Below are 25,913 nucleotides of genomic sequence, written 5' to 3'. Positions count from 1 at the left end.
GATCTGGAACGCCGGCGGTTCTCCGGGTCGCCGTCAGACGTATGTAGTTGTGTGCCGGATTTTGTGGTACAGAATACCACGGAACACAGCCGTGTGAATCCCCCAGATGTTCGCGCCGAACGCAGACACCACGGCAGCCCGGGACCTGACAGCGGCGTCGCGTCGGCTGCGCCACGCCGTCCACAACAGTAGCGACGCCGCAAGACTGTTCGACTCGCTGGCGGCCCTCGAGGAGCGCGTCCTCGACCGGCTGAGGGAGGACGCGCCCGCGGCGAAAGCGTTCTGGTTGAACGTCCACGGTGCGCTCGCCGAGCGGTCCCGCGACAGAGCGCCGAGAGACTCCTGTCTCGTCGCCGGCACGCGACTCGACGCGGACCACGTCGCTCACAAGCTGTTGCGGGCCGGCCGCTGGAAGTACGGCTTCGGCTACCTCCCCGATCCGCTCCCGGGGCAGTTCGCGCGCCGCCACCGACTCGACGACCTCGACCCGCGAATCCACTTCGCCGTGCTGGCGGCCCGGCGGGCACCGCGACTGGTTCCGAGCTTCAGAGCGGCGAACGTGGACGAGGACCTGGCGGACGTGACTGCGCGGTACCTCGACGCCACCGTCGTGTACGACGACGGCTCGGACGTCGCGCGCGTCCCTCGCGTGTTCCTCTGGTACAGGGGGGATTTCGGTGGCCCCGACGGCGTTCGAGCGCTTCTAGCGGACCACGACGTGCTCCCCGAGGACGCGAAGCCGCGACTCTCCTACGTCGCCCCTACACCATCGGCGGGCCGCGACGGCGAGCGTCGGCAGGCCCCCGAGGAGCCTCAGTAGAGTTCGCCGCCGAGCGGTACGTCCTCGTCGGGCGCGACGAGCACGGGGTTGCCGTCCTCGTCGGGGACGCCGACCGTGAGCACTTCGGACTCGTAGCCCGCGATGTTGACGGTTCCGAGGTCCGTGGCACAGAGCACCTGTCGGCCGACCAGTTCGTCCGGCGCGTAGTTGTAGCCAGTCTGGGCGGCCGAGTCGACGACCTCGTCGCCGAGGTCTACCTGGAGTTTCGCGAGTTCGGGTTTCCGGGCTTCCTCGAACGGTTCGGCGGCGACGACCTCGCCGACGCGGAACGTCGTCTCGAAGAGACTGTCTGCCATGGGCGGCCACAGGCGGGCGCGGACGAAGAGTGTTCGGGGCCACCTTCTTGGTGGCGCCGCGTCAACGTCGGGTATGGCTCTGACCCTGTACGCCCTCGACGGCTGTCCGTATTGCGAGACGGTCTCGGACGCTCTCGACGAACACGGCCTCGACTACGAGACGAAGTGGGTCGAGGCGCTGCACTCCGAGCGGAACGAGGTCAAGCGCGTGAGCGGTCAGCGCGGGGTGCCGGTGCTCGTCGACGAGGACCACGGCGTGACGATGGCCGAGAGCGAGAACATCCTCGACTACGTCGAGGTGACGCTGGCGTGAAGATCTACACGCGCCGCGGGGACAGCGGCGAGACGGACCTCCGGAACATGGACCGCATCTCCAAGGCCAGTCCGCGCATCGAGGCCTACGGCACCGTCGACGAACTGAACGCCGTCGTGGGAACCGCGCGGCCGACGGGCGTCGACGACCTCGACGACTACCTGGCGTCCTGCCAGAACCACCTCCACGTCCTCCAGGCCGACTTCGCGAACCCCGATCCGGACGAGGACGACCCGGTGGTCCGCGAGGAGCACGTCGACGCGGTCGAGGAGTGGATCGACGCCTGCGAGGAGCGACTCGACCCGCTGCAGTCGTTCATCCTCCCCGGCGGCAGCGAGTCGGGCGCGAAACTCCACCAGGCGCGGGCGGTCTGCCGTCGCGCGGAGCGCCGCGCGGTCGCGTTCGCCGACCACGGGGACGGCGTCAACGAGACGGCCGTCGCGTACCTGAACCGCCTGTCGGACGCGCTGTTCGTGTTCGCGCGGCTGGCGAACAAGGAAGCGGGTGTCCGCGAGGAGTCGCCGTCGTACTGACGGCGCGCGGACGAGTGATGTCTTCGTCCCGTGAGGGACGCGGTTGCCGACGGTGTCTGGGACAGACGTGGGCGGACGGTCGGCACGCCCGCCGACGCGCTTTAGGTTGGCCTAAACAGACAAAAACCCATCGGTGCACGACGCCAGCGGCCGGTGTTCGGCGCTCGGGCTGGGGCGGGAACTCGGGAGTAAACGCAAGCCTTAATGGCCGCACCCGGGTACTCTGGTCTGCGGGTCGGTGGTCTAGTCAGGCTATGACGGCTCCTTCACACGGAGCAGGTCGGCGGTTCAAATCCGCCCCGACCCATCAGGCGAACGCTGCCTTCTGAAGTAGACAAAACCGCCAGACAGCGGTACGTTCTTTTATACTCGTAATTGGATTCCCCTCCTTGAATCCATCAGGTCGGCGGGTCCGGGTCGCCGTTGTGTGGTGGTTTTCATGTGTCGGCTCTGTTGAAACACTCAACTTCAAATAGACTCTGGGGGGTTGCTAAGTACAGAGGATGTGCCGATTATCTCAACAGAATAAAGGCGTATAGAGGGAAAACAAGTGAACCGACATGCCCTCCGGGAAAGACCGTTTAGTCATAGATAATTTAGGATTGTTCGTCGTATATGGGGTTCTTCTCGGTGTTGGGACCTTACTCGTCGGCTACGGCATCCGCGACTTCCTTCTCTTCTTGGAAGGATATACGTTCGATACACGTGGGTATGGACCAGACATAATCCGAATCGTCGTCGTCTCTTCCGTAGGCTGGTTCCTCATGCTCTCCGGACTCATGAAAGCGAGCCGTCTCACCCTGAATTCAAGTTGTGACTGACCGCAGTCAGTTATAGGTCCGCCCACCTATCTAACGGCTCTTTCAGTAGGGGTATTGTCGAACCAATAAGATTTCAACAGGGATATTGCTGTATTCAGGGGCAATACAGGTCTGGGAAGCCTCGAAAGGAAGCAGGCGCGCGTTCTCGCTCTTTTTGACCCGATTCCGATGCGCGATTCTGCGTTGACCTTGCCTCAGGCCCTGTTCAGCCCGTCTTTTGCCTGTCCGAAACCATACTTCACCGGCAGTTAGGAGAAGTGCCTATCCGCCAGCACGTCCGCAATATCTCCCTGTGTCGTCTGGTCGTAGTGCTGCTTCAGGGTCTCTACTGAGACGTTGAACCGAAGGGAACACTCCTCGTACGTCCATCCCTCGTTCTTCAAGTGGTACGTGATTGACCCTCGGCGAAGCGGGTGCGGGGAGACCGACGATGGACACTTCGGGGCCTTATCGTACTCTGTCGCCTCACACTCGGCTTCTTCCCGCCCGTGCGGGCACGACCCGGTGTAGACGCAGGGCCGAGTCAGGGAGTAGACTTGGCCCTGAATCGTTGACAGCGCGGGCCGACCGTGGGTCGTCGTAACCAGCGGGAAGCGCCCGTAGTCGTCACGAACGTCATTGCGGTGGTAGTCGATGTACCCTTCAATCAGCGTGGCAAACTTCGGCTTGAGGTTCACCGTCCGCTCACTGCCGCCTTGGTTCTTCAGCGGTGTGCCTTCTTCTGGCCGGTGATGGAACTTGAGTCGGGCAACCCCCTTCTTGGTTTCCGACGCTGGCACGTAGTCGTCCAAATCGAGCGCCCGCAGCGCCCCCATTCGGCACCCAGTATGCCAGAGCAGCCCGAACACGACGTGCCGGAACTGCCCGTACTCGAAGCGGTCGAGGAACGCCTCTATCTCCTTGATGGCCTCGAAGTCCAACATTGTATCGCGCGCCCCCTCGTCGGGACCGAGCTGGGGGAACTCCAATGCCTCCACGATGTTCTCGCCCAGCACGTCCATCCGGTTACAGAACCGAAGGAACTCCCGCATGGTCGAGACGTACCCCCGGAGCGTCGTTTTCTGGACTCTGGCTTTGACGTGGTTCTTGTAGTCAAGCACCACGAACGGGTCGAGGTCTCCGACGACGGTATACTCATTTTCGGCACACCAATCGTTGAAGTCCGCGAGGTGACTCCGGTTGTTGTAGATGGTCGCTTCGCTTTTCTCGTCCTCCCTCTCGTTAAGGAAGCGTTCAATCATCCGGCTCAGTTCAATATCGTCGGGGTTCATTCCGTGGTTGGACATGGTTATTGGCTCGTCCACACACGGCAGGTTCCACGCCCCGCCTATCCGGCGACCGACCAGCGCGGGGAGGGAGCCTGATGGGTCGGGGCGAAGGGAGGCCCCGCGGAATGGGGCCGACCGAGTTGGAACCGCAAACCGCCCGACCGGAGGGAGGCGCGGTTGTCGGCGGTTCAAATCCGCCCCGACCCACTTCTACTGACGCAACGACCGCGAGCGACCGCCGTGTCACTCGCGTCGTTCTAAGGTGTGCGGTGTCGAAAGGATTCGAACCCTACCAGTCGCGTGCAGCGAACGACGTGAACGAGCACGTCTGGTTCCGGTTCGAACCCGCCCCGACATCCTCCGAAACTGGCCGCGACGAGTGCCTACCGTGCCACTCGACACCACACCTTTCGCTGTGCACGGCATACGTGAACACATGACGACGACAGCAGAACTGGCCGAGTTCGCCGGCGACGTCTCGTACGACTCCCTGTCGTCGGACGTCCGCGAGGAGTTGAAGAAGCGCGTTCTCGACTCGCTGGGCATCGGCGTCGGGGCGATGGGTGCCGAACCGGTGGACGCCGTCGGGGCGACCGTCACCGAGTTCGGGCACGGCGGGCCGTGTCGGCTCTGGGGCCGCGAGGAGACCGTCCCGCCGGCGCAGGCGGCGATGTACAACACGGCGCTCACGCGCTACCTCGACTTCATGGACTCCTTCCTCGCGCCCGGGGAGACGCCGCACCCGAGTGACAACATCGCGAGCGTCGTCGCCTGCGGGGAGGTCGCCGAGGCGTCGGGTGAGGAACTCCTCGAGGGCATCGCGGTCGCCTACGAGATCCAGGGCGAACTCGCGTGGAACGCGCCCGTGCGGGACCGCGGGTTCGACCACGTGACCCACACGGTCATCTCGGCGGCGGCCGGCGCGGGGACGGTGCTCGACCTCTCCTCCGACCAGCTCCGGAACGCCATCGGCATCGCGGGAACCGCGCACAACGCTCTCCGCGTCACCCGGACCGGCGGCATCAACGAGTGGAAGGGGATCGCGAGCGCGAACGCGGCCCGCAACGCCGTCTACTCGGTGCTGCTCGCGCGCAACGGGATGGAGGGGCCGGTCGACCTCTTCGAGGGCCAGAAGGGGTGGAAGGAGGTCGTCTCCGGGGCGTTCGAGGTCGACCTCGACCCTGGTTGCGAGCACGTCTTCGACACGATGACCAAGCGCTACGTCGCCGAGACGTACGCGCAGTCGGCCGTCGAGGGGATCATCGAACTCACCGAGCGGGAGAACCTCGACCACGAGGACGTGGCGGCGATCCGTCTCGACACCTTCGCGGGCGCGAAACTCATCATCGGGGGCGGCGAGGGGTCGCGCTACGAGGTCGAGACGAAGGCGCAGGCCGACCACTCGCTGCCGTACATGCTCGCGGCAGCGCTCGTCGACCGCGAGATGACGAACACGGCGTACGAGTCCCAGCAGATACGCCGCGAGGCCGTGCAGTCCCTCTTGCGGAAGGTGACGGTCGAGGAGGACCCCGAACTCACGGCGCGCTTCGAGGACGGCGAGATGCCCGCCCACGTCGAGGTAGAACTGACCGACGGGACGGTCCACCGCGTCGAGAAGGACGCGTTCGGCGGCCACCCCACGGAGCCGATGTCCTGGGCGCAGGTCGAGGGCAAGTTCCGGACCATGACCGGCGCCCGCTACGACGAGGCGCGCCAGACCGACGTCGTCGAGACGGTCCGGAACCTCGAGGACTACGACGTCGCGGACCTCGTCGCGCTGCTGGAGTGACCGGGCTACGACTAAGGAACTGAGCGACGTACGTCAACACGGACCATGGCCGACTCAGACCGAGCGTTCGACTTCCTGCACCACAACGACCGGCCGGAGAAACCACGCGACCGCGGTATCACGGAGATCCGCGGCCCCTACTACGACCCGATGGGGCCGCGGGAACTCCGGGACATCCTCGAGACGATGGGCCGGTACGTCGACATCTACAAGTTCTCGGGCGGGTCGTTCGCGCTGATGCCCGAGGACGCCGTCCGCGAACTGATCGACACCTGCCACGAGTTCGACGTCGAGGTGTCGACCGGCGGCTTCATCGAGAACGTGCTCGTCCGCGACCACGACCAGGTCGAGGCGTACGTCGAGGAGGCCGGCGAACTCGGCTTCGACATCGTCGAAATCTCCAGCGGGTTCCTCGCCATCGACGTCGACGACATGGTCGCGCTGACCGAACTCGTCGCCGAGAAGGGGTTGAAAGCGAAACCCGAGATCAACATCCAGTTCGGTGCCGGCGGCGCCTCCAGCGTCGAGGAACTGGAGAGCGAGGAGGCCATCGACCCCGCCAGCGCCGTCGCGGAAGCCGAGCGCCACCTCGACGCCGGCGCGTACAAGATCATGGTCGAGTCCGAGGGGATCACCGAACGCGTCCGCGAGTGGCGCACCGACGTCGCCTTCGAGATCGCCAACGAGGTGGGCATCGAGAACTGCGTGTTCGAGGCCGCCGACCCGCCGGTGTTCGAGTGGTACGTGAAGAACTTCGGGCCGAACGTCAACCTCTTCGTCGACAACTCACAGATCGTCGAACTCGAGTGCATGCGCTCGGGGCTCTGGGGGAAGAAGAGCAGCTGGGGACGGACGGTCACCTACAACGGCGAGTAGCAGGCGTCTCCCACTCGGCGAGCGGTGTCCGTACTGCCGCGTTCGACCTCACTCGGCGCTGGGCTGGGCCCAGTCGTAGCGGTCGCTCCAGTGGGTCGCCGTCGCGAGGATGGTCGCCTCGTCGAAGTGCTCCCCGACGAACTGGAGGCCGACCGGGAGGTCGTCGACGGTGCCACAGGGGACGCTCACTGCGGGGTGGCCCGAGACGTTGAACGGCGCGGTGTTGGCCAGCGCGCCGAAGACGTCGCCGACGCCCTCGCCCCACTTCGGCGCGAGCATCGGGACGGTCGTGGACGCCAGCACGTCCACGTCGGCGAGCGCGTCGTCCACGCCCGCCGTGAGTCGCTGGCGGGCGGCGTGGGCGAGCGAGTAGTACCGGTCGCCTGTGGCCTTCGAGAGGTGTTCGGCGTAGAGGCGGGCGCCGACGAACGTGGCGCCGAGTTCGTCGCCGGACTCCTCGAAGCCCGCCTGCAGAGCCTCGTTCAGGCTCGGCCACGGCTCCGAGAACAGCCAGTGGTTCGTCGCGTTCGCGCGGAAGTAGTTGCCGACCTCCGTCATCCCGAGTGCGAGCCAGGCGGGCAGCCAGAGGTCGTAGTCGGGGATCGAGACTTCGACGAGTTCCGCGCCGTCAGCCTCCAGACGGTCGAGTGCGTCCCTCGTCACCTCGTCGAGGTCGGGCGCGTTCCCGAACAGTTCCTCGGGGAGACCGATCGTCAACCCGTCCAGTGTCCCTCCTGCGGCGGCCTCGACGGCGGCCGCGTAGTCGTCGACCTCCGCCCCGCGCGTACGCTCGTCGCGGTCGTCCCGCCCGGCGATGACGTCCAGGCCGCGCGCGAGGTTCTCCACCGTCGGCGCGAGCAGGCCGACGTTGTCCAGGGTCTTCGCGTACTGTACGAACCCGTGGTGGGAGACCAGGCCACGCGTCGGCTTGATGCCCGGCGCCCCGCTCCAGGCCGCCGGGAACCGGATGGAGCCGCCGGTGTCGCTCCCGACAGCTAGGTCGACCTCGCCGGTCGCGGCGACGATACCGCTGCCCGCCGAGGAACTCCCCGGGTGGCGGTCGGGGTCGTGTGGGTTGCCCGCGAGCCGGAGTCGCATCGTGGCCTCCTCGCCGCCGAACGCCAGTTCGTCCATGTTCGTCTTCCCGACGATGCGCGCGCCGGCGTCCAGCAGGCGCTCGACGACCGTCGCGTCGAACTCCGGGACGTAGGACTCCAGCACCGGCGACCCACACGTCATCGGGACGCCCGCGACCGCGAGGTTGTCCTTCACGCCGACGGTCATCCCGTCGAGCGGTCCGGAGCTCTCGCTGACGTCGCAGCGCGTGAGGAACGCGGCGAGCGGGTCGTCCGCCTCGGTGGGCTCCCAGTGGTCGCGTTCCGGCGGTTCGGGTGGCGCGAGCGCTTCGAGGCCCTCCAGGAGCAGGTCCTGCTGGGCGAACTGCTCGGCGAACGCCGTGGCCGTCTCCTCGTCGACCGGGATACCCGCCCGCGCTGCGTACCGCTGGACGTCCTCCGGGGACGGTTGCTGGCTCATACTGTAGCGTCGACTGCTGTCGCCAAGAAGCTGTGGAGGACTGCGGCTCTTGCCGGGAGCCGACGGCCGGCGGCCTCCCGCGGGTCGTCGTTCAGTAGCCGATCTCGTCGAGGAACTCGCGGACGCGCTCGATGTACTCGTCCTGCTGGTCGAGGTTCGGCGAGTGGCCGCTGTCCTCGAAGATCTCCAGCCGGGAGTCGGGGAGCAGGCTGTGTATCTCCTCGCTGGCCTCGACGGGCGTGATCCAGTCGTGGCGGCCCACGGTGACGAGGCCAGGGACGTCCACCGCCCGTAGCTGCTCGCGGTAGTCCATGTTCGGGAGCTCCTCGGAGAACATCGCGTTGTGCGTCTCGTAGTGGTAGTGGATGCCCTCGATCTGCTCGCGCGCGGCGTCCGCGTCGAACTCGTCGAGGTCAGGGACGTACAGCGGGAGGATGCCGTGGAACACGCGCCGGAACTCCTCGTTGTCCCGCGCGCGACCGTCCATCACGCGGTCGAACTCCTCGAACGTGATCTCCGGGACGTCGAGGCCCCGCTCCCACACCTCCGGGAGGCCGGCGCGGGCGTTCTCACGGGACTGCTCGTCGTACTCGCCGGTCGGCGCAGTGTCACGGAGGACGAACCCCGCGACCGTCTCGGGGAACCGCGTCAGGTACTCCTGGGTGACGAACCCGCCGTAGGAGCCGCCGATGAGGACGACCGTCCCGAGGCCGAGGTGCTCGCGGAGCGCGTTGGCGTCCTTCGCGAACTGCGCGTTCGTGTACGGCGGGTCCTCGCCGGACTGCCCGCAGCCGCGGTGGTCGTAGACGACGACCTCGTAGTCGTCGGTGAGCGGTTCGAACGCCTCCTTGGCCTTCCGGTGGTCGCCGACACCCGGCCCGCCGTGGAGCGTCAGAATCGACGGGTTCGCCTCGTCACCGAGGCGCTCGTAGTACAGTTCGGTCCCGTTCACGTCGGCGTACATCTCGACTGCGAGGAGGGTGTGACGGGGTAAGGGGTTGGTGGTCGCGGCGAACCCTGAACCCTGGCGTCAGTCGCTCGCGCCGACGTCCGCCTGGTCGCTGGCCGCGGCCTCGCTGTGGTCGTCGCTGACCTGCCGCCAGTGGTGACAGGCCGTGTCCCGGCCGTCGGCTACCGCCTCCAGTGGCGGGTTCACCTCGGCGCACTGTTCGGTCGCGTACGCGCACCGCGGGTGGAACGAACAGCCCGAGGGCGGGTTCTCCGCGGACGGGATCTCGCCGCCGAGTCGCTGGCCGCTCTTCTTCGCGTGTGGGTCCGGCTTGGGGATGGACGCGAGCAGTCCCTCCGTGTACGGGTGCGTGGGGTTCTCGAAGAGGCTCCGCGTGCGGCCGTGTTCGACGATCTCCCCGAGGTACATCACCGCAGTGCGGTCGCAGATGTGTTTCACGACGCCGAGGTCGTGGCTGATGAGCAGGTACGAGAGCCCGTGTTCCTCCTGGAGGCGCATCAGGAGGTTGAGGATGCGCGCCTGTACGCTGACGTCGAGGGCGGACACCGGCTCGTCGAGGATGACGAACTCGGGGTCGACGGTGAGCGCGCCGGCGATGGAGACGCGCTGGAGCTGGCCACCCGACAGCTCGTGCGGGTAGCGGTTGCGGAAGTTCGGGTCGAGGTTCACCGTCTCCAGCAGTTCCTCGACGCGCTCGCGGCGCTCTGTCTTGTTCAGGTCCGTGTGTATCTTCAGTGGCTCCGCGAGCGTCCGCCCGATGGAGTACCGCGGGTCGAGACTGGAGTGGGGGTCCTGGAACACCATCTGGACGGACTGCCGGAACTCCGCGAGGTCGTCGCCGTGCAGCGAGTGGACGTCCTCGCCCCGGAACCTGACTTCGCCCTCGGTGGGCGTCAGCTGGCGCGTGATGACGTTCCCGACCGTCGACTTGCCGGCGCCGCTCTCCCCGACCAGCCCGACCGTCTCGCCCGCCTCGATGTCGAAGGAGACGTCGCGGATGGCCCGCAGCCGCCGCGTCGTGCCGAGCATCCGGGAGACGATGCCGCCGTTGACTACGAACTCCTTCTCCAGCCCGTCGACCTCCAGCAGCGGTGCGTCGCTCATTGCTCCACCTCTGGCTCCGCGACGACCCGTGTCTGGCCGTCGTACTCCGGATTCTCGGCCTCGTCGTAGAGGTAACACCGGACGTCGGTGCCGTCGCGGTACAGCGGTGGGATGTCGCCCGTCTCGCAGGCGTCACAGCAGAGCTCGTCACAGCGAGCGGCGTACCGGCAGCCCTCGGGCGGGTTCCGGAGGTCCGGCGGCGCCCCCTCGATGACCGTCAGCTCGTCCTGCATGCTGTGTGCCTCCGGCAGCGACCGCAGCAGCGCCCGCGTGTACGGGTGCTTCGGGTCGTCGAAGATGGCCTCGACGCCGCCGATCTCGACCATGTTCCCCGCGTACATCACGCCGACGCGGTCGCAGACGTCGGCGACCACGCCGAGGTCGTGCGTGATGAGCATGATGGCGGTGTCCTTCTCCTCGTTGATGCGCTCGAGGAGCTCCAGGATTTGGGCCTGGATGGAGACGTCGAGCCCGGTCGTCGGCTCGTCGGCGATGAGCAGGTCCGGGTCGCAGGAGAGCGCGATGGCGATGACGGCGCGCTGTTTCATCCCGCCGGAGAACTGGTGTGGGTAGTCGTCGAGGCGGTCCTCCGGGGAGGGGATGCCGACGTCGTCCAGCGTCTGGATGGCGCGCTCCCTGGCCTCGCGTTTCGTCACGCCGAGGTGGCGGCGGATGGTCTCGACGAGCTGCTGGCCGATGGTGTAGACGGGGTCGAGGCTGGTGTTCGGGTCCTGGAACACCATGCTGATCTCGCTCCCGCGGACCTCGTCGGCGAGCTCCCGCTCGGTGAGCGTGGTGAGGTCTCGGCCCTTGTACTCGATGGAGCCGCCGGTGATCTCGCCGTTGTCGTCGAGCAGTCGCAGGAAGGTGTTCGCGAGCGTGCTCTTCCCGCAGCCGCTCTCGCCGACGATGCCGAAGATCTCGTCGCTGTTGATGTCGAAGGAGACGCGGTCGACCGCGCCGACGTCCCCTTGCTTCGTGCGATACGTGACGCTGAGTCCGTTCGTGGAGAGTCGAGTCATTGTGTTAGCGACCCCCTTGCTTGGGGTCGAAGCTGTCGCGGAGGCCGTCCCCGATGAGGTTGAACCCGATGACGGGGAGCATGATGGCGATACCCGGGAAGATGCTCATCCACCACGCGACGTCGAGGTAGTCCTTCCCGCGGGCCAGCATCAGGCCCAGCGACGGGTCCGGTGGCTGCACCCCGACGCCGAGGTACGACAGCGTCGACGTGGTGAGGATGCCGAACGCGAACTGGATGGTGACGGTGACGATGAGCGGTCCGAGGCTGTTCGGGAGCACGTGGCCGAAGATGATGCGGGCCTTGCTCGCGCCGCGCACGTCGAGACTCTTGATGAACTGCTCCTGGCTCACGGAGACCGCCTCGCTGCGCGCGACACGGGCGAATATGGGCGTGTACGCGATGCCGAGCACCAGCGCCACGCCCCACTTCGACGGCCCGATGGCCGCGATGAGCGCGAGCGCCAGGATCAGCGACGGGAACGACATCAGCACGTCGACGCCACGCATCACGATGCTGTCCGTCCACTTGCCCGAGTAGCCCGCCAGCAGGCCGAACGACGTCCCGATGAAGAACGACATCAGCACGCCGGTGACGGTGATGGTGAGCACGGTCTGGTAGCCGAACAGCACCCGCGAGAAGACGTCGCGTCCCAGGTCGTCGGTCCCGAACGGGTGGGACAGCGACGGCGACTCCTGGAGCGCGCTGTAGTCCTGGGCCGTCGGCGAGTACGGAGCGATCTCCGGTGCGAACACGGCGACGACGCCGACGAGGGCGACGAGCAGGAAGCCGAACAGCGCCAGCCGGTTCTCGCCGAATCGTCCGGCGAAACTCCGGAGTGGGTGGGAGCGCTCCTCGGCCGACTCGTCGGCCGTCTCGGTGCTCATTCGCCACCCTCCATGATGCGCGGGTCGAGGCGCGTGATGATGAGGTCAGTCGCGAGGTTCACCGACGAGAACCACAGCGCGAGCATCAGCACCGAGCCCTGGACGAGCGGGTAGTCCCGCTGGATGACGGCCTGGAGGACGGTGCGTCCGAGTCCGGGGATCGCGAAGATCTGTTCGACGACGACCGCCCCGGAGATCATGTAGCCGAACTGGAGGCCGATAACCGTGATGACCGGGATGAAGCTGTTCTTCAGTGCGTGCTTGAACAGGATGGACTTCCGGTCGAGGCCCTTGGCCTTGTGGAACCGGATGAAGTCCTCGCCGATGGTCTCCAGCATCGACGACCGCATCATCCGCATGATGACCGCGACGGCCACCAGGGTCATCGTCATCACCGGCAGTGCCATGTGCCTGAGGTTGGCGACGATGTCGTCGCTGGGTTTGACGTAGCCGCTCGTCGGGAAGAAGTCGAAGGTCACCGCGAAGATCCAGATGAGGACGACCGCGGAGAAGAACGTCGGGATGCTCACCCCCGTGACGCCGATCCCGATCGAGAAGTAGTCGGTCAGGGAGTTCTTGTTTAGCGCCGCGACGATGCCCAGCGGCACGGCGACGAGCACCGAGGCGAGCAGCGTGAGGAGGATGATCTCGAGTGTGACGAAGAACCGACTCAGGAGCAACGAACTGACGGCCGTGTCGTAGGAGTAGGACTTGCCCAGGTCGCCGGTGAGCACGCCAGCCAGCCAGTCCCCGTACTGTACGAGCAACGGCCTGTGTAGTCCGAGTTCCGCTTCGATCTGCGCGACGCGCTCGGCAGTGGCCTGCACCCCGAGCATCGCTACTGCTGGACTTCCCGGCACGAGATGCACGATGAGAAAGACGAGCACCGAGACGCCGAAGAGGATCGGCACGAACAGCAGCAAGCGTTTTATTGTGTATTCGTACCACGCCATGCGTTGAGGAATAGCGTAGCCGCGTAAAGCCATTGCGATACCTGAGAATATATCGGTGTTCTGCAGGCGTTTGAGCGCCGCTCTCGGCAGAATAACGGAATTCGTCTGTCAGTACGACGAGTGGAAGAAGTCGCCGGTCGTCCGCCAGCCACGCCGGCTGGCTGAGGCGGGGACTGCGCGTCCGTCCGTAGCCTACCAGGCGTCGTCGAGCGCGCGGAGGATGTTGCCGCCGAGGACCTTCTCGATCTCCTCGTCGGTGTACCCCTCCTTGACGAGCCAACGGGGGATGTTCTGCCAGGCCTCCGTCGGGTTCTCCAAGCCCTTCACGTGGAGACGCCCGTCGATCTCCCCCGGTGGGTCGATGTCGTGTTGCTCGGCGAGCAGCCCCAGGAGCGCGCGGTGGTCGCCGTAGAGGACGTCGGGGCCGAAGGCGACGTGGTCGACGCCGACGAGGTCGACCATGTACTCGAAGTGCTCCATGTACGTCTCGATGTCCGGGAGGACACTCGACGCGACGACCCCGACGACGCCGCCGGTGTCCGCGATGGCCTCGAAGCAGTCGTCGGACGTCCCCCGGTCGCCGACACCCGCGGCGAGCGCGTGGGTGTCGAAGACGGGCTTCTCGCTGACCTCGCAGACGTCGAGGGTCGTCTGCTCGCTCGCGTGACTCGTACTGACCGCTATCCCGACGTCGTTCATGCGGTGGACGGCGTCGACGCCGAAGGAGGTCAGCCCGCCGTCGCGCTCGTAGATATCCCGTTTCCCCGTCCCGATGCTGTTGGAGGCGTTGTAGGTGACACCCATCAGGCGGATGCCCATGCCGTAGAGGAGGTCGATGCGGTCGAGTTCGTTCTCCACCATGGCGGAGGATTCGAGCGCGGGGACGAAGGCCAACTTGCCCTCGTCGCGTGCGCGGTCGATGTCAGCCACACTCCCGGCGCGGACGGCGTAGTCGGAGTGGGCCTGGTCGGCGGCGCGCATCGCCACGTCGTGGACGATGTCGTCCCACTTCCAGCCGTGTTTGGAGTGGATGCCCGAGAGGCCGTCGAGGTGGAAGTCGAACACCGCGTCCAGCGGGGACTCGGCGAGGAAGTCGTACGGCGTGTGGACGCGGCCCTCGCGGATGTAGTCCCAGGTATCGCCCTCGATGTCCGCGGGGAACTGGAACGGGTGTTCGTGCAGCGAGACGACGGTGTCCTCGGCGAGAACGGCCTCGAGGCGTTCCGCCTGCTCCGCGGTGAGTGGTACCTCGTACGGTTCGAAGCCGGCGTGCATCTCGGCCAACTCGAACGAGCGGTAGTCCTCACCCGCGTCGAGGTAGTCGTAGGAGTGGTAGTCGTCGGGAGTAGTCACGACTCCCGGTGGCCTGCCACAGTACTTAGCAGTTCCGCGAAATCACCCCCGTTTCTGGCCCGTGAACCTCCACAACTGGAGGAATAAAAACACGTCTTCTGGGCCTTCAGCTCCCCGATATCTGCACAAACACTGCTTCTACCAACAGGCCTATATCCACAACATCGTATGGGGAGGCATGGCAAAGCGTACTGAGAAAGTACTCGTAGATGGAGTTTCGTCTACGAGTCGCCGGGACCTACTGAAGACACTCGGCCCGGCAGCGGGGCTGCTGGGTATTGCGGGCTGTCTCGGGGGCGGCGACTCCGACTCGGACGGGACGACGACCGACGACTCCAGCGACGACCCGACGATGACCGAAGAAGCCGAGATCCAGACCGGTGGCACGATCAACGCGGGCATGAACGTGGGCGTGCTCACGCTCGACGGCCGCTCGGTCACCAGCCTGCAGTCGATGCAGGTGATGTACAACATCTACTCGAAGCTCCTCCGGTACGAACTCGAGGACGACCAGCTCAAGCTGGTCGGCGACCTCGCGACCGCGTGGGAGTGGGAGGACGAGACGACGCTCGTCTTCGACCTCGCGGAGGACGCCGTCTTCCACAACGGCGAACCCGTGACCGCCTCCGACGTCCAGCACACCTTCGAGACGATGCAGGCGAACCCGCAGCACACCGCCAACCTGCTGTTCTCCCAGCAGGTCAGCGTCGAGGCCCGCGACGAGCACACCGCCGTCTTCGACACCGGTGACAAGCCGTTCGCGTCCCTCGAGTCCAACGTGGGCTTCGTCGTCGGCATCGTCAACAAGAAGGCTGACGAGGAGGGCGACATGTCCCAGAACCCCGTCGGGTCCGGGCCGTTCCAGCTCGCCGAGTGGGTGCAGGGCGACCACGTCTACCTGGAGGCCTTCGACGACTACTGGAAGACCGACAGCGAGGACAACCAGCTCCCGTACGTCGACGAACTCCGTCTGAACATCTACCCGGACGACGGCACGAAGCTCCAGAGCCTCCGTCAGGGTGAACTCCACTGGATCGACGTCGTCCCCGCGAAGGACGACGAGAGCATCCGCAACGACGACTCGCTGCAGACGAGTCGGACCGGCCCCGGTGGGTTCATGGGCATCTTCCAGTTCAACACCCAGGAACCCCCCTTCGACGACCCGAGAGTGCGGAAGGCCGTCCTGCACGCCATCGACTGGGACGTCTACCGCAACGTCGTCTTCCGTGGCACCGCGGAGAACACGAACAACCAGCCGCTGGCGCCCAGCACGGGCTGGAACATCGAGGAGCTCGACGACCCCTTCGAGGGACAGAACGTCGAGCGCGCGAACGAACTGCTCGACGAGGCGGGCGTCGACGCCTCGCAGATCTCGTTCACGAACTACGCCAACCAGGGCCTCGAACGCGACATCAAGGCCTACGAGGTGCTGCAGGCACAGCTCGCCGACACCATCGGCCTCGAGCACGACCTCCAGCTGGTCGACAAGAGCACGCAGTTCCAGCGCACCACCAACTTCGAGTTCGGCTTCTCGGCGGGCGCCTTCGACGGGATGTACGACCCCGACCAGGTGCTCACCGTCAACCTCACCGACGGCGCGTTCTTCAACTACGGGAACTACGTCAACGACGAGATCCAGACGCTCCTCGAGGAGGCCCGCCAGACGACCGACGAGGACGAGCGCTACCAGAAGTACAAGCGCATCTACGAGATCAACAACGAGGAGGCGGGCAAGTACTACCCGTACTGGCAGAACATCACCTCCGCGTTCCAGCCGTCCGTGAAGAACTTCAACTACCCGTACGACACGCTCTGGTTCTTCGAGCGCGTCTGGCTCGACGAGTAATCGAGTCGCCACCGGCGGTCCCGCACCGCCACACGTACCGCTTTCGACCGTTCTGCTGTGACTTCTCCAACAGTCGCGACGCTCGTTCGCCGGCAGCTCCAGCTACCTGTTCGCACAGCTAGGCGTCACACCAGTCGGTAGCCGTCTAGGCGTCGGGAAAGACAGTCGCCGAGTAGAATTACCGCTCCGTCGTCGAACCGAGCGTCTACGCCGCTACCAGACTTCGTCGAGCGCGCGGAGGATGTTGCCGCCGAGGACCTTCCGGATGTCGTCGTCCGAATAGTCCTCCTTGACGAGCCATCGGGGGATGTTCTGCCAGGCCTCCGTCGGGTTCTCCAGGCCCTTCACGTAGGGGTTCTCCATCGTGCTGTCCGGGAGCTCCACGCCGTGGAACGTCGCGAGGACCTCCAGCAGCGCGGTGTGGTCGCCGTAGAGGACGTCGGGGCCGAAGACGACGTGGTCGATACCCACGAGGTCGACCATGTACTCGAAGTGCTCCATGTACGTCTCGATGTCCGGGAGGTGCGTCGAGGAGAGCACGCCGATGACGCCGCCCGTGTCGGCCAGCGCCTGGAGCGCCTCGTCGGAGGAGCCGCGCTGGTTCATCCCGCCGGTCTGGGCGAGCGCGTGGGTGTCGAAGACGGGCTTCTCGCTGACCTCGCAGACGTCGAGGGTGGTCTGCGGGCTGGAGTGGCTGGTGCTGACGGCCATGCCGACGTCGTTCATGCGGTGGACGGCGTCGACACCGAAGGAAGTGAGGCCGCCGTCGCGCTCGTAGATGTCGCCCTGGCCGGTGCCGATGCTGTTGGAGGCGTTGTAGGTGACACCCATCAGGCGGATGCCCATGCCGTAGAGGAGGTCGATGCGGTCGAGTTCGTTCTCCACCATCGCCGCGGACTCCAGGGCCGGCACGAACGCGAGTTTCCCCTCCTCGTTCGCGCGGTGGATGTCGTCGACGTCACCACAGCGGATCGCGTAGTCGGAGTGAGCCTGGTCGGCGGCGCGCATGGCGACGTCGGAGACGATGTCGTCCCACTTCCAGCCGTGCTTGGAGTGGATGCCCGAGAGGCCGTCGAGGTGGAAGTCGAACACCGCGTCGAGGGGCGCCTTCGAGAGGTCCTCGTAGGCGGCGTGGATTCGGCCCTCGCGGATGTAGTCCCAGAGGTCCTCGTGGACGTCCTTCGGGAAGTAGAAGGGGTGTTCGTGCAGCGAGATGATGGTCTCCTCGTTGACCTCTTCGACGCGCTGTTCCTGCTCGGCGGTGAGCTCCACTTCGTGCGGTTCGAACCCCGCGTGCATCTCCGGGAGCTCGACCGTCCGGTAGTCCTCGTCGGCGACGAGGTAGTCGTAGGCCTCGTAGCCGTCGAACTGTTTCTCGGTCATTGGAACGTAGAGCCGTCCTGCGATATTCAACGTTGGGGTATCGGTCAATAACGCGGCTGAGACGCCCGGAAACCGTCGAATCGCGGAACTGTCACGTCCCGCCCAGCCCCGCGGCTGCTGCCGTCGCGCGACCCGCCTGCGGCTCAGTCGTCGCCCGCGTTCTCCCGCGAACGGAGGTCGCCGCCGCAGCCGCCACAGCGGTACGCGTCCGGGTTCTTAACGAGCTTCGACTCCCGGTACCGGGCCATCTCGCTGCCACAGGACTGGCACTCCACCCACCAGTTCGGCTCCGCGAACAGTTCGCAGGTGACCGGCGTCTGCAACCGGTCCGCCCACCGCTCGAACGCACTGCCGTGGCTGGGGTCGCCGTCCTCGTTCAGCAGGTGGACGTGGACGAGTTCGTGGCGGATGGTCTCCGCGGCGGCACCCCACCCCCGTTCCTGGAACAGTTCCCACGTGAGCGACACCGTCTCGGGCTCCCCGTTCCGGTACTTGACCGCGCCCGCCCGTCGTTTCGCGCGCTTGCTCACCTCCCACTCCAGGTCGTCGACGTCCACCGAGAGACCGTAGTTCCGGCTCACCTCGCGGGCGTACACCCTCGCCACGGCCAGGAACTCCGCCGTCGAGACGTCGCCCTCGATCTCGTAGAACTCCGTGTCGAGCCCGGGCGCGTGGGCAGTCGCCTCGTGCGTCGCCGTGGAATCACGGTCGTGGTCGTGGTCGTCGTCTCGCGGCTGCGGCATCTACTACCGCCGACTCCCCACCCCGGGGGCAAAACTCTTGTTCAACTGTCCGGGGCACCGACAGGCGTCTCGCCTACGGGGAGTCCGCGTCGTCCTCGTCCGACGGCGGCCGCCGCGAGAGGCGGTCGAAGCGCGACTGGGCCGCCTCCGTCCGTGCCTCGGTCTCGTCCGGGCGGTAGACTATCTCCGCCAGTTCGTCGTCGTCCACGGTGACCGCGAACACGGCGTTCTCGTGGCGCCCCTCGGCGGGTAGCCGTTCGCGGTCCACCACGACCTCGTCGACGACGTCGCCCTCGGCCTCCACGAGCAGGACGGCGAGCTCCTCGCCGTCTTCGGTCGCCTCGAACCGGTCGAGGACTGCGGTGTAGGTGTCGGTCATCAGTAGGCCTCCTCGACGACGAGTTCACCGTCGTCGGTTCTGACGAACACGGTGTCGCCGTCGTTGTTCCAGACGGGGGCGTCGGCCCCCCAGTACAGTTCGGTCGCCGAGTCGGTGCCGCTCCCGGTGTACAGCGTCACTGTCGTTCCCGGATCGAGTGTGACGCCCTCCGGGACCGTGTAGCTGTGGTCCGCCTCGTCGCCGACCGTCCACCCCGACAGGTCCAGAGAGTCGTCACCGGCGTTCTCGAAGACCACGTACTCGTCGTTCAGGTTGTCCCGGTCGTCTCCCTGGGCGTCGGCGTGGACCGTCTCCACGACGAGGCCGAGATCTGTCGACAGTTCGGCGGTTGTCCCGGTGGTCGTTCCGCCGTCGGTGACGGGCGTGGATGCCGTCGTCGCGTGGACGCCGCTCCCGTCGAGTCTCGCTCGCTCCGTCACCGCCGTCGTGTCTCCCGGTTCGACGGGGTCGCCGTCACGGAGTCTCGCCGCGTCCGTCGGCGCCGCCTGCTGGGTGTAGACGGTGACGTTCTCCCCGTCGCTCACCGTCACGACGTCGCCGTGGGTGGCCGTCCAGTACGTCGAGTGGTTCCGTTCGGCGAGTCGCTCCAGGACGGCCTCGTCTGGGTGGCCGTACTGCGAGTCGTACGCGCTCGATACCACGACCGCCGAAGGGTCGACGGCGTCCAGGAAGGGAGCACTCGACGACGAGTCGCTGCCGTGGTGACTGGCCTGGAGCACCGTCGCGTTCAACTCGTCGCTGTCCGTCTCGACGAGTCGTCGTTCGGCCACTTCGCCCGCGTCGCCCGTCAGCAGGAAGCTCGTGTTCCCGAAGGTCACGTCGAGGACGACGCTGTTCTCGTTCTGCTCGTCGTCCGCGAGGTACGGCCGTGGCGGCGAGAGCACCTCGACTGTCGCGGCGTCCAGCGGGATGGCGTCGCCGGCGCGCGTCTCGTACAGCGCGACGTCGTGGCGCTCGACGGCGTCGAGGTAGTTCTCGTAGGTGGCGGACGCCGACGCGAGGCCGGGGTCGTAGACGGCGCCGACGCCGTCGGCCTCCGTCTCGTAGTAGTCGATGACGGCGGCGTTCCCACCGATGTGGTCGGCGTCCGCGTGCGTGGTTATGAGGTAGTCGATCCGGTCCACATTCTGCGCCCGGAGGTAGTCGAGTACTTCGTCGCCGTCGTCGCGCCAGTCGCCCGTGTCGACGAGCATCGTCTCGTTCGACGGACCGACGACCAGCGTCGCGCTCGCCTGCCCGACGTTGACGAAGTGCACTTCGAGGGTCCCGTTCGTCCCGCTGGCAGGCGTCGTGGCCGAGGACGGCGAGCCAGCCGGGTCGGTGCCGACGCACCCGGCGGCAGCGACGAGGAGGAGGGCGAGTGCGAGGGCGACCAGGCGGCGTCGCATGGGGTGTACTATCGGACGGACGGGGTTGGCTTTACTTTCGAGGTAGCGGCCAGTTACGTACCAGGTAGTGTCACGGTCGTGTGCGGCCAGGGGCGAACCCGTTCACCAGTAACAGCCCGTCTACCGCCAGGAGACGCACATCTGAGTGCGTCGAGCGCCAGTGCCCTTTTGCGACTCAGCGTGGAACGAGGGAGTGGAGGCCAGTATCTCATGACCCACTCGCGGCGGCAGTTCCTCACACAGTCGGGGGCCGTCGGTGTGTCGGCCCTCGGACTACGGGGTCGGGCGAACCAGCAGTCCAGCATCACGAGGATATTCGTCGTCCCCCGAGTCGACGAGTTCGAGAACAACTACGTCGGACAGTGGCTCCAGGTGACCGGGACGGCGGAGCCACACGATCAGGTCGCCGACGAGTGCGAGTGGGCGGACTGGGAGGCAGGCGAGTCGACCGCCTACGACGCACTGCTTCTCGACCGCCGGTCGGAGGCCCCGCTCTCCATCGAGATGACGGCGTACGGGGACAGCACACAGGACGAGATTCGGGAGAGCACTGTGTTCATCATCAACCGTGCGGAGATGTGCGGAAGCGAGTGGGTCAGTCTGTCCGCCGAGTCGGTTCCCCGCCGGGCCATCGTCGGGGAACCGGCGGGGCCGACGGTCGAGGAGAGCGACGGCGAGACCAGCCTCGGGGGACTCGTCGCGATCGCGGCCGTCGGCGTCGCCACCGCACTACAGCTACTACGAGGCGACGACGAGGAGTAGTTCGGGGGCTGCGCTCACTGGTCGCGGGTCACGGGTCGCCGTAGCCGTGTCCGAGCACCAGCGAGACGACGTTGAGCGTCGCCAGTTCGGCGACGGCGGACGGGTCGCTGACGGTGGGTGAGCCGGCGACCAGGAGGGCGAGATACACCAGTGGCAACACCACCGCCGTCCAGAACGCCAGCCCCTGCACGAACGCCACGAGCTCTCGGCCGAGGACCGCGAGGACAGCGGCGAAAACTGTTATCGTGCTCTTACTGCGCATAGATCGTGGGCCACTCTGGTAAGCGGTAGCTACCGGATTAATCGTTCTTGCAGGCTACAGGCGGTTCTGGACCCGTTCACGGCAGATAGTCACCCAGAACCGCCGTGTAGTTACCAGTTGGTCCAGGTGGAGGTACTCGAACTCCCGCCCGCTGACTGCCGGAGAGCGAACCCCACAGGACGTGACAGGAAAATTACGGTAGGGGCGTTCAGCGAGGCTATTAGTGGTCCTCACTCCGACTGTGTGGCGATGACGGGACTCGATTCGCTGCGGGTCGGGGTCGTCACGGGCGAGCGGAAACCCGAACTGACGGCGGGCGCCCGGGAACTCGTCGCGGCGCTCCGCGAGCGCGGTGCGACCGCCGTCCCGGTGGTGTGGACGGACGACGAGAACTGGGCGGACCTTGACGTCGCGGTCCTGCGGTCGTGCTGGGACTACCACGAGCAGGTGGACGCGTTCCGCGCGTGGCTCGAGACGCTGGAGTGCGCGGACGTGACGCTGCTGAACCCGCCGTCCGTCGTCCGCTGGAACGTCCACAAGTTCTACCTCCGCGAACTCGCCGATGCGGGCGTCCCCGTCCTCGACACGGCGTACGTCGCGACTGCCAGCGACACGTCCCTCCGGGGGGTCCTCGACGCCCGCGGGTGGACGGACGCCGTCGTGAAGCCGGCCGTCGGGACTAGTTCGGCGAACACGTGGCGGACGTCGCGAGCGACCGCGCCGGCCGACCAGCCGCGGTTCGAGACGATGGTCGACGCGGGCGACGTGCTCGTTCAGCGGTTCGCGCTCGAGATCGAGGCCGGCGAGCCGTCGTTCGTCTTCCTCGGCGGCGAGTTCAGCCACGCGTGGCTCGGCCTGCCCGCCGAGGACGACTTCCGGGCGCACCCGAGCTTCGGCGGGACGACGACGGCCTTCGACCCCGACGAGCACCTCGTCGAACAGGCCGCCGCCGTGCTCCAGACCGCCCACGAGGTGCTGGACGTCGACGCCGCCGCGCTCCCCTACGCTCGCGTCGACGGCGTCGTCCGGGACGACGAGCTCCGCCTGCTGGAACTCGAACTCGTGGAGCCACACCTCGGCCTCGGCTACGGGGAGGACGCAGTACCGCGGTTCGCGGACGCCATCGAGGCGGCGTCGGGCGTCACCTGAGTCTGCGGATTTCGTCTCGGGATCGCACGCTGTCGCACTGCTGGGCGTCGGCGACAGTCTTACTGGCTACATCTGGCGGAGGTATAGAACGACGGCCCCGGCGATCAGCAGGCCGACGCCCCACCACAGGGAGTCCCCCGGGAGCCACTTCAGAATCAGCGTGACGACACCAGACGTGAGCAGCGACCAGCCGACAGTGGTCCGATACGCCATACAGATGTCACTCGTTCCGGAGAGTTAGGCTCGGTGGCCAGGTTGGTGTCAGGTGGCCTCCCACCGCCGACAGCGGCCCTCGCGGCTGTCACTCCTGGTACGGTTCGTGGGTCGCCCGCCACCCCTCGGGGGTCTCCGTCACGGACGCGACCTCGTAGAAGCGGATGCGGCGCTCCTGGTTCGTCCGGACGCTGGTGTCGTACCGCTCGGCCTCGTAGCCGAGTTCGCCGTCGGTCTCGCGGACGAATTCGCGGTGGTCCGCGAGTCGCTGGGCGACGAACCCCCGGGAGAGTGCGGGCGCCTCCCGGATGCGCTCGGCGAACGCGTCGGCGAACCCGGGGTCGCGCTCGACGCCGACGGAACTCCGCCCGGCCACGGCCGCCGCGAGACTCGTCGTCCCGGTCCCCCAGAACGGGTCGAGGACGGTGTCGCCGTAGACGGAGTACATGTTCACGAGTCGGTAGGGGAGTTCTAGCGGGAACGCCGCCGAGCGCTCCCGGAGGTCGGGGTCGGCCAGCGCCTGCCGCTCGCCGCCGAGGTCCGTCCAGACGTCGGAGAACCAGCGGTTGCGCTCCTCCCAGAAGTAGGCCGCCTCGTAGCGGCGGTCCGCGCCCGGCTCGAAACTCCTGCGGGGGCCGTTCCGGAACACGAGGACGTGCTCGCGTTCGAGGGTGACGTAGGCGTTCGGTGGCACCATCCCGCTGCCCATGAACTTCGCGGCGCTGTTCGCGGGCTTGCGCCACAGGACGCCCGGCAGCGGGTCGAAGCCGAGTTCCTCGAAAGCTTCCGTGACGCGGGCGTGGTTGTCGTAGACGCGGAATCGACCGACGGTGCGGGTCGCGTCGCCGACGTTCACCACCGCGATGCCGCCCGGGCGGAGGACGCGGGCGACCTCCGCCCACGCGTCGTCGAGGACGTCGAGCATCAGGTCGTGGGCGCGAGCGCCGTCCCCGGCGTCGAGCGCGTCGCCGACCGCCGGGTCGAGGGCGGCGAACGTGTCGTCCCACATCTCGATCATCGGGTACGGGGGCGACGTGACCACGAGGTCCACGCTGTCGTCGGCGAGCGGGAGGTCGCGGGCGTCGCCGACGTGGACGCAGTGGGTCGTCTCCATCACGTCAGGCGTCCGCGGCGGGGCACATACGCGTTTCGCTCGGGAGAGCGGGCGAGCGGTCCTGTGGACGGGCCGGTAGGCTCCGATTACTCAGAACGAGCACAGTTCGCCGCGGGTAGAAACCGCATTGTTATACCGCTCGGCGGCGGTAGCCAGAACTGATGAGCGAGCACGTGGTGGAAACCGTCACGCACGAGTTTCCCGACCCGCGGACAGCGGAGAACGTGACCTACGATCCCTCGTTGGACGACCTCCGGGCGTTCTCGGAGCACCTGGAGACGACGACGGAGTACGGAAGCCCGTCCTACGTCAGCGAGTTCCGGTCGCGGAGCGCCGACCGGACGAAGAACTCCGTCGACCACGAGTTCACCGAGGCCGACCGCGAGCGGCTGTCCGAGGCCCAGGAACGGGCCCACGAGACGGAACTCGTCTGTCTCGACCGCATGGTCGGTCGCCACCCCGAGACCGCGTTCTGCTGCCGGCTCTACGTCCCGAAGGAGTACGGCCGCATCGCGCTCGCGTGGGCGAAACTGCTCGAGCCAGCACCGGAGGGCCGCGAGCCCGACTTCCAGACGCTCCAGCTCCCCGACCACGACGACACCCGCATCCGTGTGGACGTGGACGCCGGGGTCACGTACGTGCTCGGCAGCGACTACACGGGCGAGGCGAAGAAGTCCTTCCTGCGGCTGTTCATGTACCGCACGAAGCAGCAGGGCGGCCTGGGCATCCACGCCGGCAGCAAGCGCGTCCGGGTCGCGGACGAGTCCGGCGACCTCCAGACGGTCGGCCAGGCGTTCCTGGGTCTCTCGGCCACCGGCAAGTCGACGCTGACCTGCCACGGCTGCTGGCTCGACGGCCCCGAGGGCGCAGAGATGCTCCAGGACGACGTCTGCGCGTTCCTGCCCGACGGCACCGTCGCCGGCTCGGAGGGCGGCGGCCTTTACATCAAGACCATCGGCCTGGACGCCGACGAGCAGCCGGGCCTCCACCACGCCGCCACCCGCGAACGCGCAGTTCTGGAGAACGTCGCCGTCGACGAGGACGGAACCGTCGACTTCGACGACGACACGCTCACGAGTAACGGCCGCGCGGTCGTCCGCCGCGACGACCTCCCGAGCGCGGACGAGGAGATCGACCTCCCGGATGTCGACCAGGTGTTCTTCATCACCCGGAACCCCGTGATGCCGCCGGTCGCGCGTCTCACGCCCGAGCAGGCCGCCGTCGCGTTCATGCTCGGCGAGTCCATCCAGACCAGCGCGGGCGACCCCGACGAGGCCGGCGAGGCCATCCGGGTCGTCGGCACCAACCCCTTCATCGTGGGCTCGGAGGGCGAGGAGGGCAACCGCTTCCACGACCTCGTCGCCGCGAACGACGTCGACTGCTTCGTCATCAACACGGGCCACCTCGGTTCCGAGGCGAAGGACGTCGGCGTCGAGGAGTCCGTCACCATCCTCTGCGAGGTCGCGCGGAACAGCATCGACTGGCGCCACGACGACGCGCTCGGCCTGGAGATCCCCGAGCACGTCCCCGGCATGGACATCGAGGCGTTCTACCCGCCGGACTACGTCGAGGACTACCGCGGCGAGCTGGCTGCGGTCCGCGCCGAACGACAGGAGTACCTGCGGCAGTTCGAGGACCTGCGCGAGGAGATCCGGGACGCCGCGTACTGAGCACTCGACCACTGATTCTCGTCGGCTGAACGTACCGGCTCTACGGGACGCGACTGTTCTGCGTCAGAAGGGGAGGGATTCGGTGTTCGAGGTGAGAACGACTCCTCACCGTCGGGTTCAGGCGTCGTTCATCCGGAGGGCCGTCGTGCCGTCGCAGATCAGACAGGTGCTCACGCGGTAGGGTTCCCGTGAGAACTCGACGTTCTCCGAGCGTTCGCTCTCGGTGCGGAGTTCGATGCCGACGGTGTGGGGCGTGTCGCGGTCGCAGCGCTCGCAGAACTCGTGGTGGTCCGTCTCGGGAGCGGTAGTTGGCATGGTCGTCTCCCCCTTCCGTCGGGGGGAAGAAAAACCGGACAGACAGTCCCTCCTGGATTAGCGACGCTTAACCCGAATTAATCCGGGATAAATCGGGGTTCACGGCG

26 protein-coding genes and 1 tRNA gene are annotated in these 25,913 nt (G+C 66.8%); 10 read left to right on the top strand and 17 right to left on the bottom strand.

Annotation, left to right across the window (positions count from 1 at the left end; translation table 11 throughout):
- Window positions 1-106: 106 nt before the first annotated feature.
- Window positions 107-820: a DUF547 domain-containing protein gene (locus tag LT965_RS02805; protein ID WP_232702498.1), complete on the top strand. Its 714-nt coding sequence runs from the start codon at window positions 107-109 to the stop codon at window positions 818-820.
- On the opposite strand, the gene LT965_RS02800 is transcribed toward LT965_RS02805, so the two are convergent.
- Window positions 814-1,137, bottom strand: coding sequence for a tRNA-binding protein (locus LT965_RS02800; RefSeq protein WP_232702497.1), 324 nt, complete (start codon window positions 1,135-1,137; stop codon window positions 814-816). The two genes, LT965_RS02805 and LT965_RS02800, sit on opposite strands and share 7 nt — an antisense overlap.
- 73 nt (window positions 1,138-1,210) lie before the next feature.
- Between LT965_RS02800 and LT965_RS02795 the strand changes: the two genes are divergently transcribed.
- The 3 genes from LT965_RS02795 to LT965_RS02785 all read left to right on the top strand — a co-directional run bounded on the left by LT965_RS02795 (window position 1,211) and on the right by LT965_RS02785 (window position 2,290).
- Window positions 1,211-1,450: a glutaredoxin family protein gene (locus LT965_RS02795; RefSeq protein WP_232702496.1), complete on the top strand. Its 240-nt coding sequence runs from the start codon at window positions 1,211-1,213 to the stop codon at window positions 1,448-1,450.
- A complete protein-coding gene (locus tag LT965_RS02790; RefSeq protein WP_232702495.1) occupies window positions 1,447-1,983 on the top strand; it encodes a cob(I)yrinic acid a,c-diamide adenosyltransferase in 537 nt (178 codons plus the stop codon). Before LT965_RS02795 ends, LT965_RS02790 begins: the two co-directional genes overlap by 4 nt.
- Window positions 1,984-2,215: 232 nt before the next feature.
- Window positions 2,216-2,290 (top strand) — tRNA-Val (locus LT965_RS02785).
- 762 nt (window positions 2,291-3,052) lie between these two features.
- Here LT965_RS02785 and LT965_RS02780 read toward each other — a convergent pair.
- Window positions 3,053-4,108 carry a tyrosine-type recombinase/integrase gene (locus tag LT965_RS02780; protein WP_232702494.1) on the bottom strand — a complete coding sequence of 352 codons (1,056 nt, stop codon included), beginning with the start codon at window positions 4,106-4,108 and terminating at the stop codon, window positions 3,053-3,055.
- Between the two features lie 400 nt (window positions 4,109-4,508).
- Here LT965_RS02780 and LT965_RS02775 point away from each other — a divergent pair, with 400 nt between their 5' ends.
- Window positions 4,509-5,861: an MmgE/PrpD family protein gene (locus tag LT965_RS02775; protein WP_232702493.1), complete on the top strand. Its 1,353-nt coding sequence runs from the start codon at window positions 4,509-4,511 to the stop codon at window positions 5,859-5,861.
- Between the two features lie 45 nt (window positions 5,862-5,906).
- A complete protein-coding gene (locus LT965_RS02770; RefSeq protein WP_232702492.1) occupies window positions 5,907-6,737 on the top strand; it encodes a phosphosulfolactate synthase in 831 nt (276 codons plus the stop codon).
- 48 nt (window positions 6,738-6,785) lie between these two features.
- Here LT965_RS02770 and LT965_RS02765 read toward each other — a convergent pair whose 3' ends face one another.
- The 7 genes from LT965_RS02765 to LT965_RS02735 all read right to left on the bottom strand — a co-directional run bounded on the left by LT965_RS02765 (window position 6,786) and on the right by LT965_RS02735 (window position 14,561).
- On the bottom strand, window positions 6,786-8,273 hold the full coding sequence (locus LT965_RS02765; protein WP_232702491.1) for an amidase family protein: 1,488 nt from the start codon (window positions 8,271-8,273) through the stop codon (window positions 6,786-6,788).
- Window positions 8,274-8,364: 91 nt separating this feature from the next.
- Window positions 8,365-9,237 carry an alpha/beta fold hydrolase gene (locus LT965_RS02760; RefSeq protein ID WP_232702490.1) on the bottom strand — a complete coding sequence of 291 codons (873 nt, stop codon included), beginning with the start codon at window positions 9,235-9,237 and terminating at the stop codon, window positions 8,365-8,367.
- A gap of 66 nt (window positions 9,238-9,303) precedes the next feature.
- Window positions 9,304-10,347 (bottom strand): ABC transporter ATP-binding protein, encoded by a 1,044-nt coding sequence (locus tag LT965_RS02755; protein ID WP_232702489.1) that lies wholly within the window; start codon window positions 10,345-10,347, stop codon window positions 9,304-9,306.
- Window positions 10,344-11,369, bottom strand: a complete 1,026-nt coding sequence (locus tag LT965_RS02750) for an ABC transporter ATP-binding protein (RefSeq protein ID WP_232702488.1) — start codon at window positions 11,367-11,369, stop codon at window positions 10,344-10,346. Before LT965_RS02750 ends, LT965_RS02755 begins: the two co-directional genes overlap by 4 nt.
- A gap of 4 nt (window positions 11,370-11,373) precedes the next feature.
- Window positions 11,374-12,255, bottom strand: coding sequence for an ABC transporter permease (locus tag LT965_RS02745; protein ID WP_232702487.1), 882 nt, complete (start codon window positions 12,253-12,255; stop codon window positions 11,374-11,376).
- Window positions 12,252-13,208, bottom strand: coding sequence for an ABC transporter permease (locus tag LT965_RS02740; RefSeq protein ID WP_232702486.1), 957 nt, complete (start codon window positions 13,206-13,208; stop codon window positions 12,252-12,254). The genes LT965_RS02745 and LT965_RS02740 overlap by 4 nt, the downstream gene beginning before the upstream one ends.
- 192 nt (window positions 13,209-13,400) lie before the next feature.
- Window positions 13,401-14,561, bottom strand: coding sequence for a dipeptidase (locus LT965_RS02735; protein WP_232702485.1), 1,161 nt, complete (start codon window positions 14,559-14,561; stop codon window positions 13,401-13,403).
- Between the two features lie 178 nt (window positions 14,562-14,739).
- On the opposite strand from LT965_RS02735, the gene LT965_RS02730 reads away from it, so the two are divergent.
- Complete coding sequence (locus LT965_RS02730; RefSeq protein WP_232702484.1) at window positions 14,740-16,407, top strand: ABC transporter substrate-binding protein; 1,668 nt, start codon at window positions 14,740-14,742, stop codon at window positions 16,405-16,407.
- A gap of 213 nt (window positions 16,408-16,620) precedes the next feature.
- Here the strand turns inward: LT965_RS02730 and LT965_RS02725 are convergent, their stop codons facing one another.
- From LT965_RS02725 to LT965_RS02710, 4 genes are all read right to left on the bottom strand, one after another.
- Entirely contained in the window at window positions 16,621-17,790 is a 1,170-nt protein-coding gene (locus LT965_RS02725) for a dipeptidase (RefSeq protein WP_232702483.1), read from the bottom strand.
- A gap of 143 nt (window positions 17,791-17,933) precedes the next feature.
- The gene (locus tag LT965_RS02720) at window positions 17,934-18,533 is read right to left on the bottom strand and encodes a SprT-like domain-containing protein (RefSeq protein WP_232702482.1); all 600 of its coding nucleotides are present in this window, start codon (window positions 18,531-18,533) and stop codon (window positions 17,934-17,936) included.
- Between the two features lie 73 nt (window positions 18,534-18,606).
- Window positions 18,607-18,912: a DUF3006 domain-containing protein gene (locus LT965_RS02715; protein ID WP_232702481.1), complete on the bottom strand. Its 306-nt coding sequence runs from the start codon at window positions 18,910-18,912 to the stop codon at window positions 18,607-18,609.
- The gene (locus LT965_RS02710; protein ID WP_232702480.1) at window positions 18,912-20,321 is read right to left on the bottom strand and encodes a lamin tail domain-containing protein; all 1,410 of its coding nucleotides are present in this window, start codon (window positions 20,319-20,321) and stop codon (window positions 18,912-18,914) included. Before LT965_RS02710 ends, LT965_RS02715 begins: the two co-directional genes overlap by 1 nt.
- A gap of 210 nt (window positions 20,322-20,531) precedes the next feature.
- On the opposite strand from LT965_RS02710, the gene LT965_RS02705 reads away from it, so the two are divergent.
- A complete protein-coding gene (locus LT965_RS02705; protein WP_232702479.1) occupies window positions 20,532-21,083 on the top strand; it encodes a hypothetical protein in 552 nt (183 codons plus the stop codon).
- Between the two features lie 28 nt (window positions 21,084-21,111).
- Here the strand turns inward: LT965_RS02705 and LT965_RS02700 are convergent, their stop codons facing one another.
- The gene (locus LT965_RS02700) at window positions 21,112-21,345 is read right to left on the bottom strand and encodes a DUF8028 family protein (protein ID WP_232702478.1); all 234 of its coding nucleotides are present in this window, start codon (window positions 21,343-21,345) and stop codon (window positions 21,112-21,114) included.
- Between the two features lie 249 nt (window positions 21,346-21,594).
- Here LT965_RS02700 and LT965_RS02695 point away from each other — a divergent pair, with 249 nt between their 5' ends.
- Window positions 21,595-22,494 (top strand): ATP-grasp domain-containing protein, encoded by a 900-nt coding sequence (locus LT965_RS02695; protein WP_232702477.1) that lies wholly within the window; start codon window positions 21,595-21,597, stop codon window positions 22,492-22,494.
- A 66-nt stretch (window positions 22,495-22,560) separates the two neighbouring features.
- On the opposite strand, the gene LT965_RS02690 is transcribed toward LT965_RS02695, so the two are convergent.
- Together LT965_RS02690 and LT965_RS02685 are read right to left on the bottom strand one after the other, a co-directional pair.
- Window positions 22,561-22,707, bottom strand: coding sequence for a hypothetical protein (locus tag LT965_RS02690; RefSeq protein ID WP_232702476.1), 147 nt, complete (start codon window positions 22,705-22,707; stop codon window positions 22,561-22,563).
- 88 nt (window positions 22,708-22,795) lie between these two features.
- A complete protein-coding gene (locus tag LT965_RS02685) occupies window positions 22,796-23,821 on the bottom strand; it encodes a DNA-methyltransferase (RefSeq protein ID WP_232702475.1) in 1,026 nt (341 codons plus the stop codon).
- A gap of 161 nt (window positions 23,822-23,982) precedes the next feature.
- Between LT965_RS02685 and LT965_RS02680 the strand changes: the two genes are divergently transcribed.
- Window positions 23,983-25,491 carry a phosphoenolpyruvate carboxykinase (ATP) gene (locus LT965_RS02680; protein WP_232702474.1) on the top strand — a complete coding sequence of 503 codons (1,509 nt, stop codon included), beginning with the start codon at window positions 23,983-23,985 and terminating at the stop codon, window positions 25,489-25,491.
- 117 nt (window positions 25,492-25,608) lie between these two features.
- Here LT965_RS02680 and LT965_RS02675 read toward each other — a convergent pair whose 3' ends face one another.
- On the bottom strand, window positions 25,609-25,806 hold the full coding sequence (locus LT965_RS02675; RefSeq protein ID WP_232702473.1) for a DUF7835 family putative zinc beta-ribbon protein: 198 nt from the start codon (window positions 25,804-25,806) through the stop codon (window positions 25,609-25,611).
- Window positions 25,807-25,913: the final 107 nt, after the last annotated feature.

Source organism: Halobacterium wangiae (assembly GCF_021249345.1).
Lineage (GTDB): Archaea > Halobacteriota > Halobacteria > Halobacteriales > Halobacteriaceae > Halobacterium > Halobacterium wangiae.
Note: the sequence above shows the minus strand (reverse complement) of the source record. Positions and strands in the feature narration are given on the sequence as shown.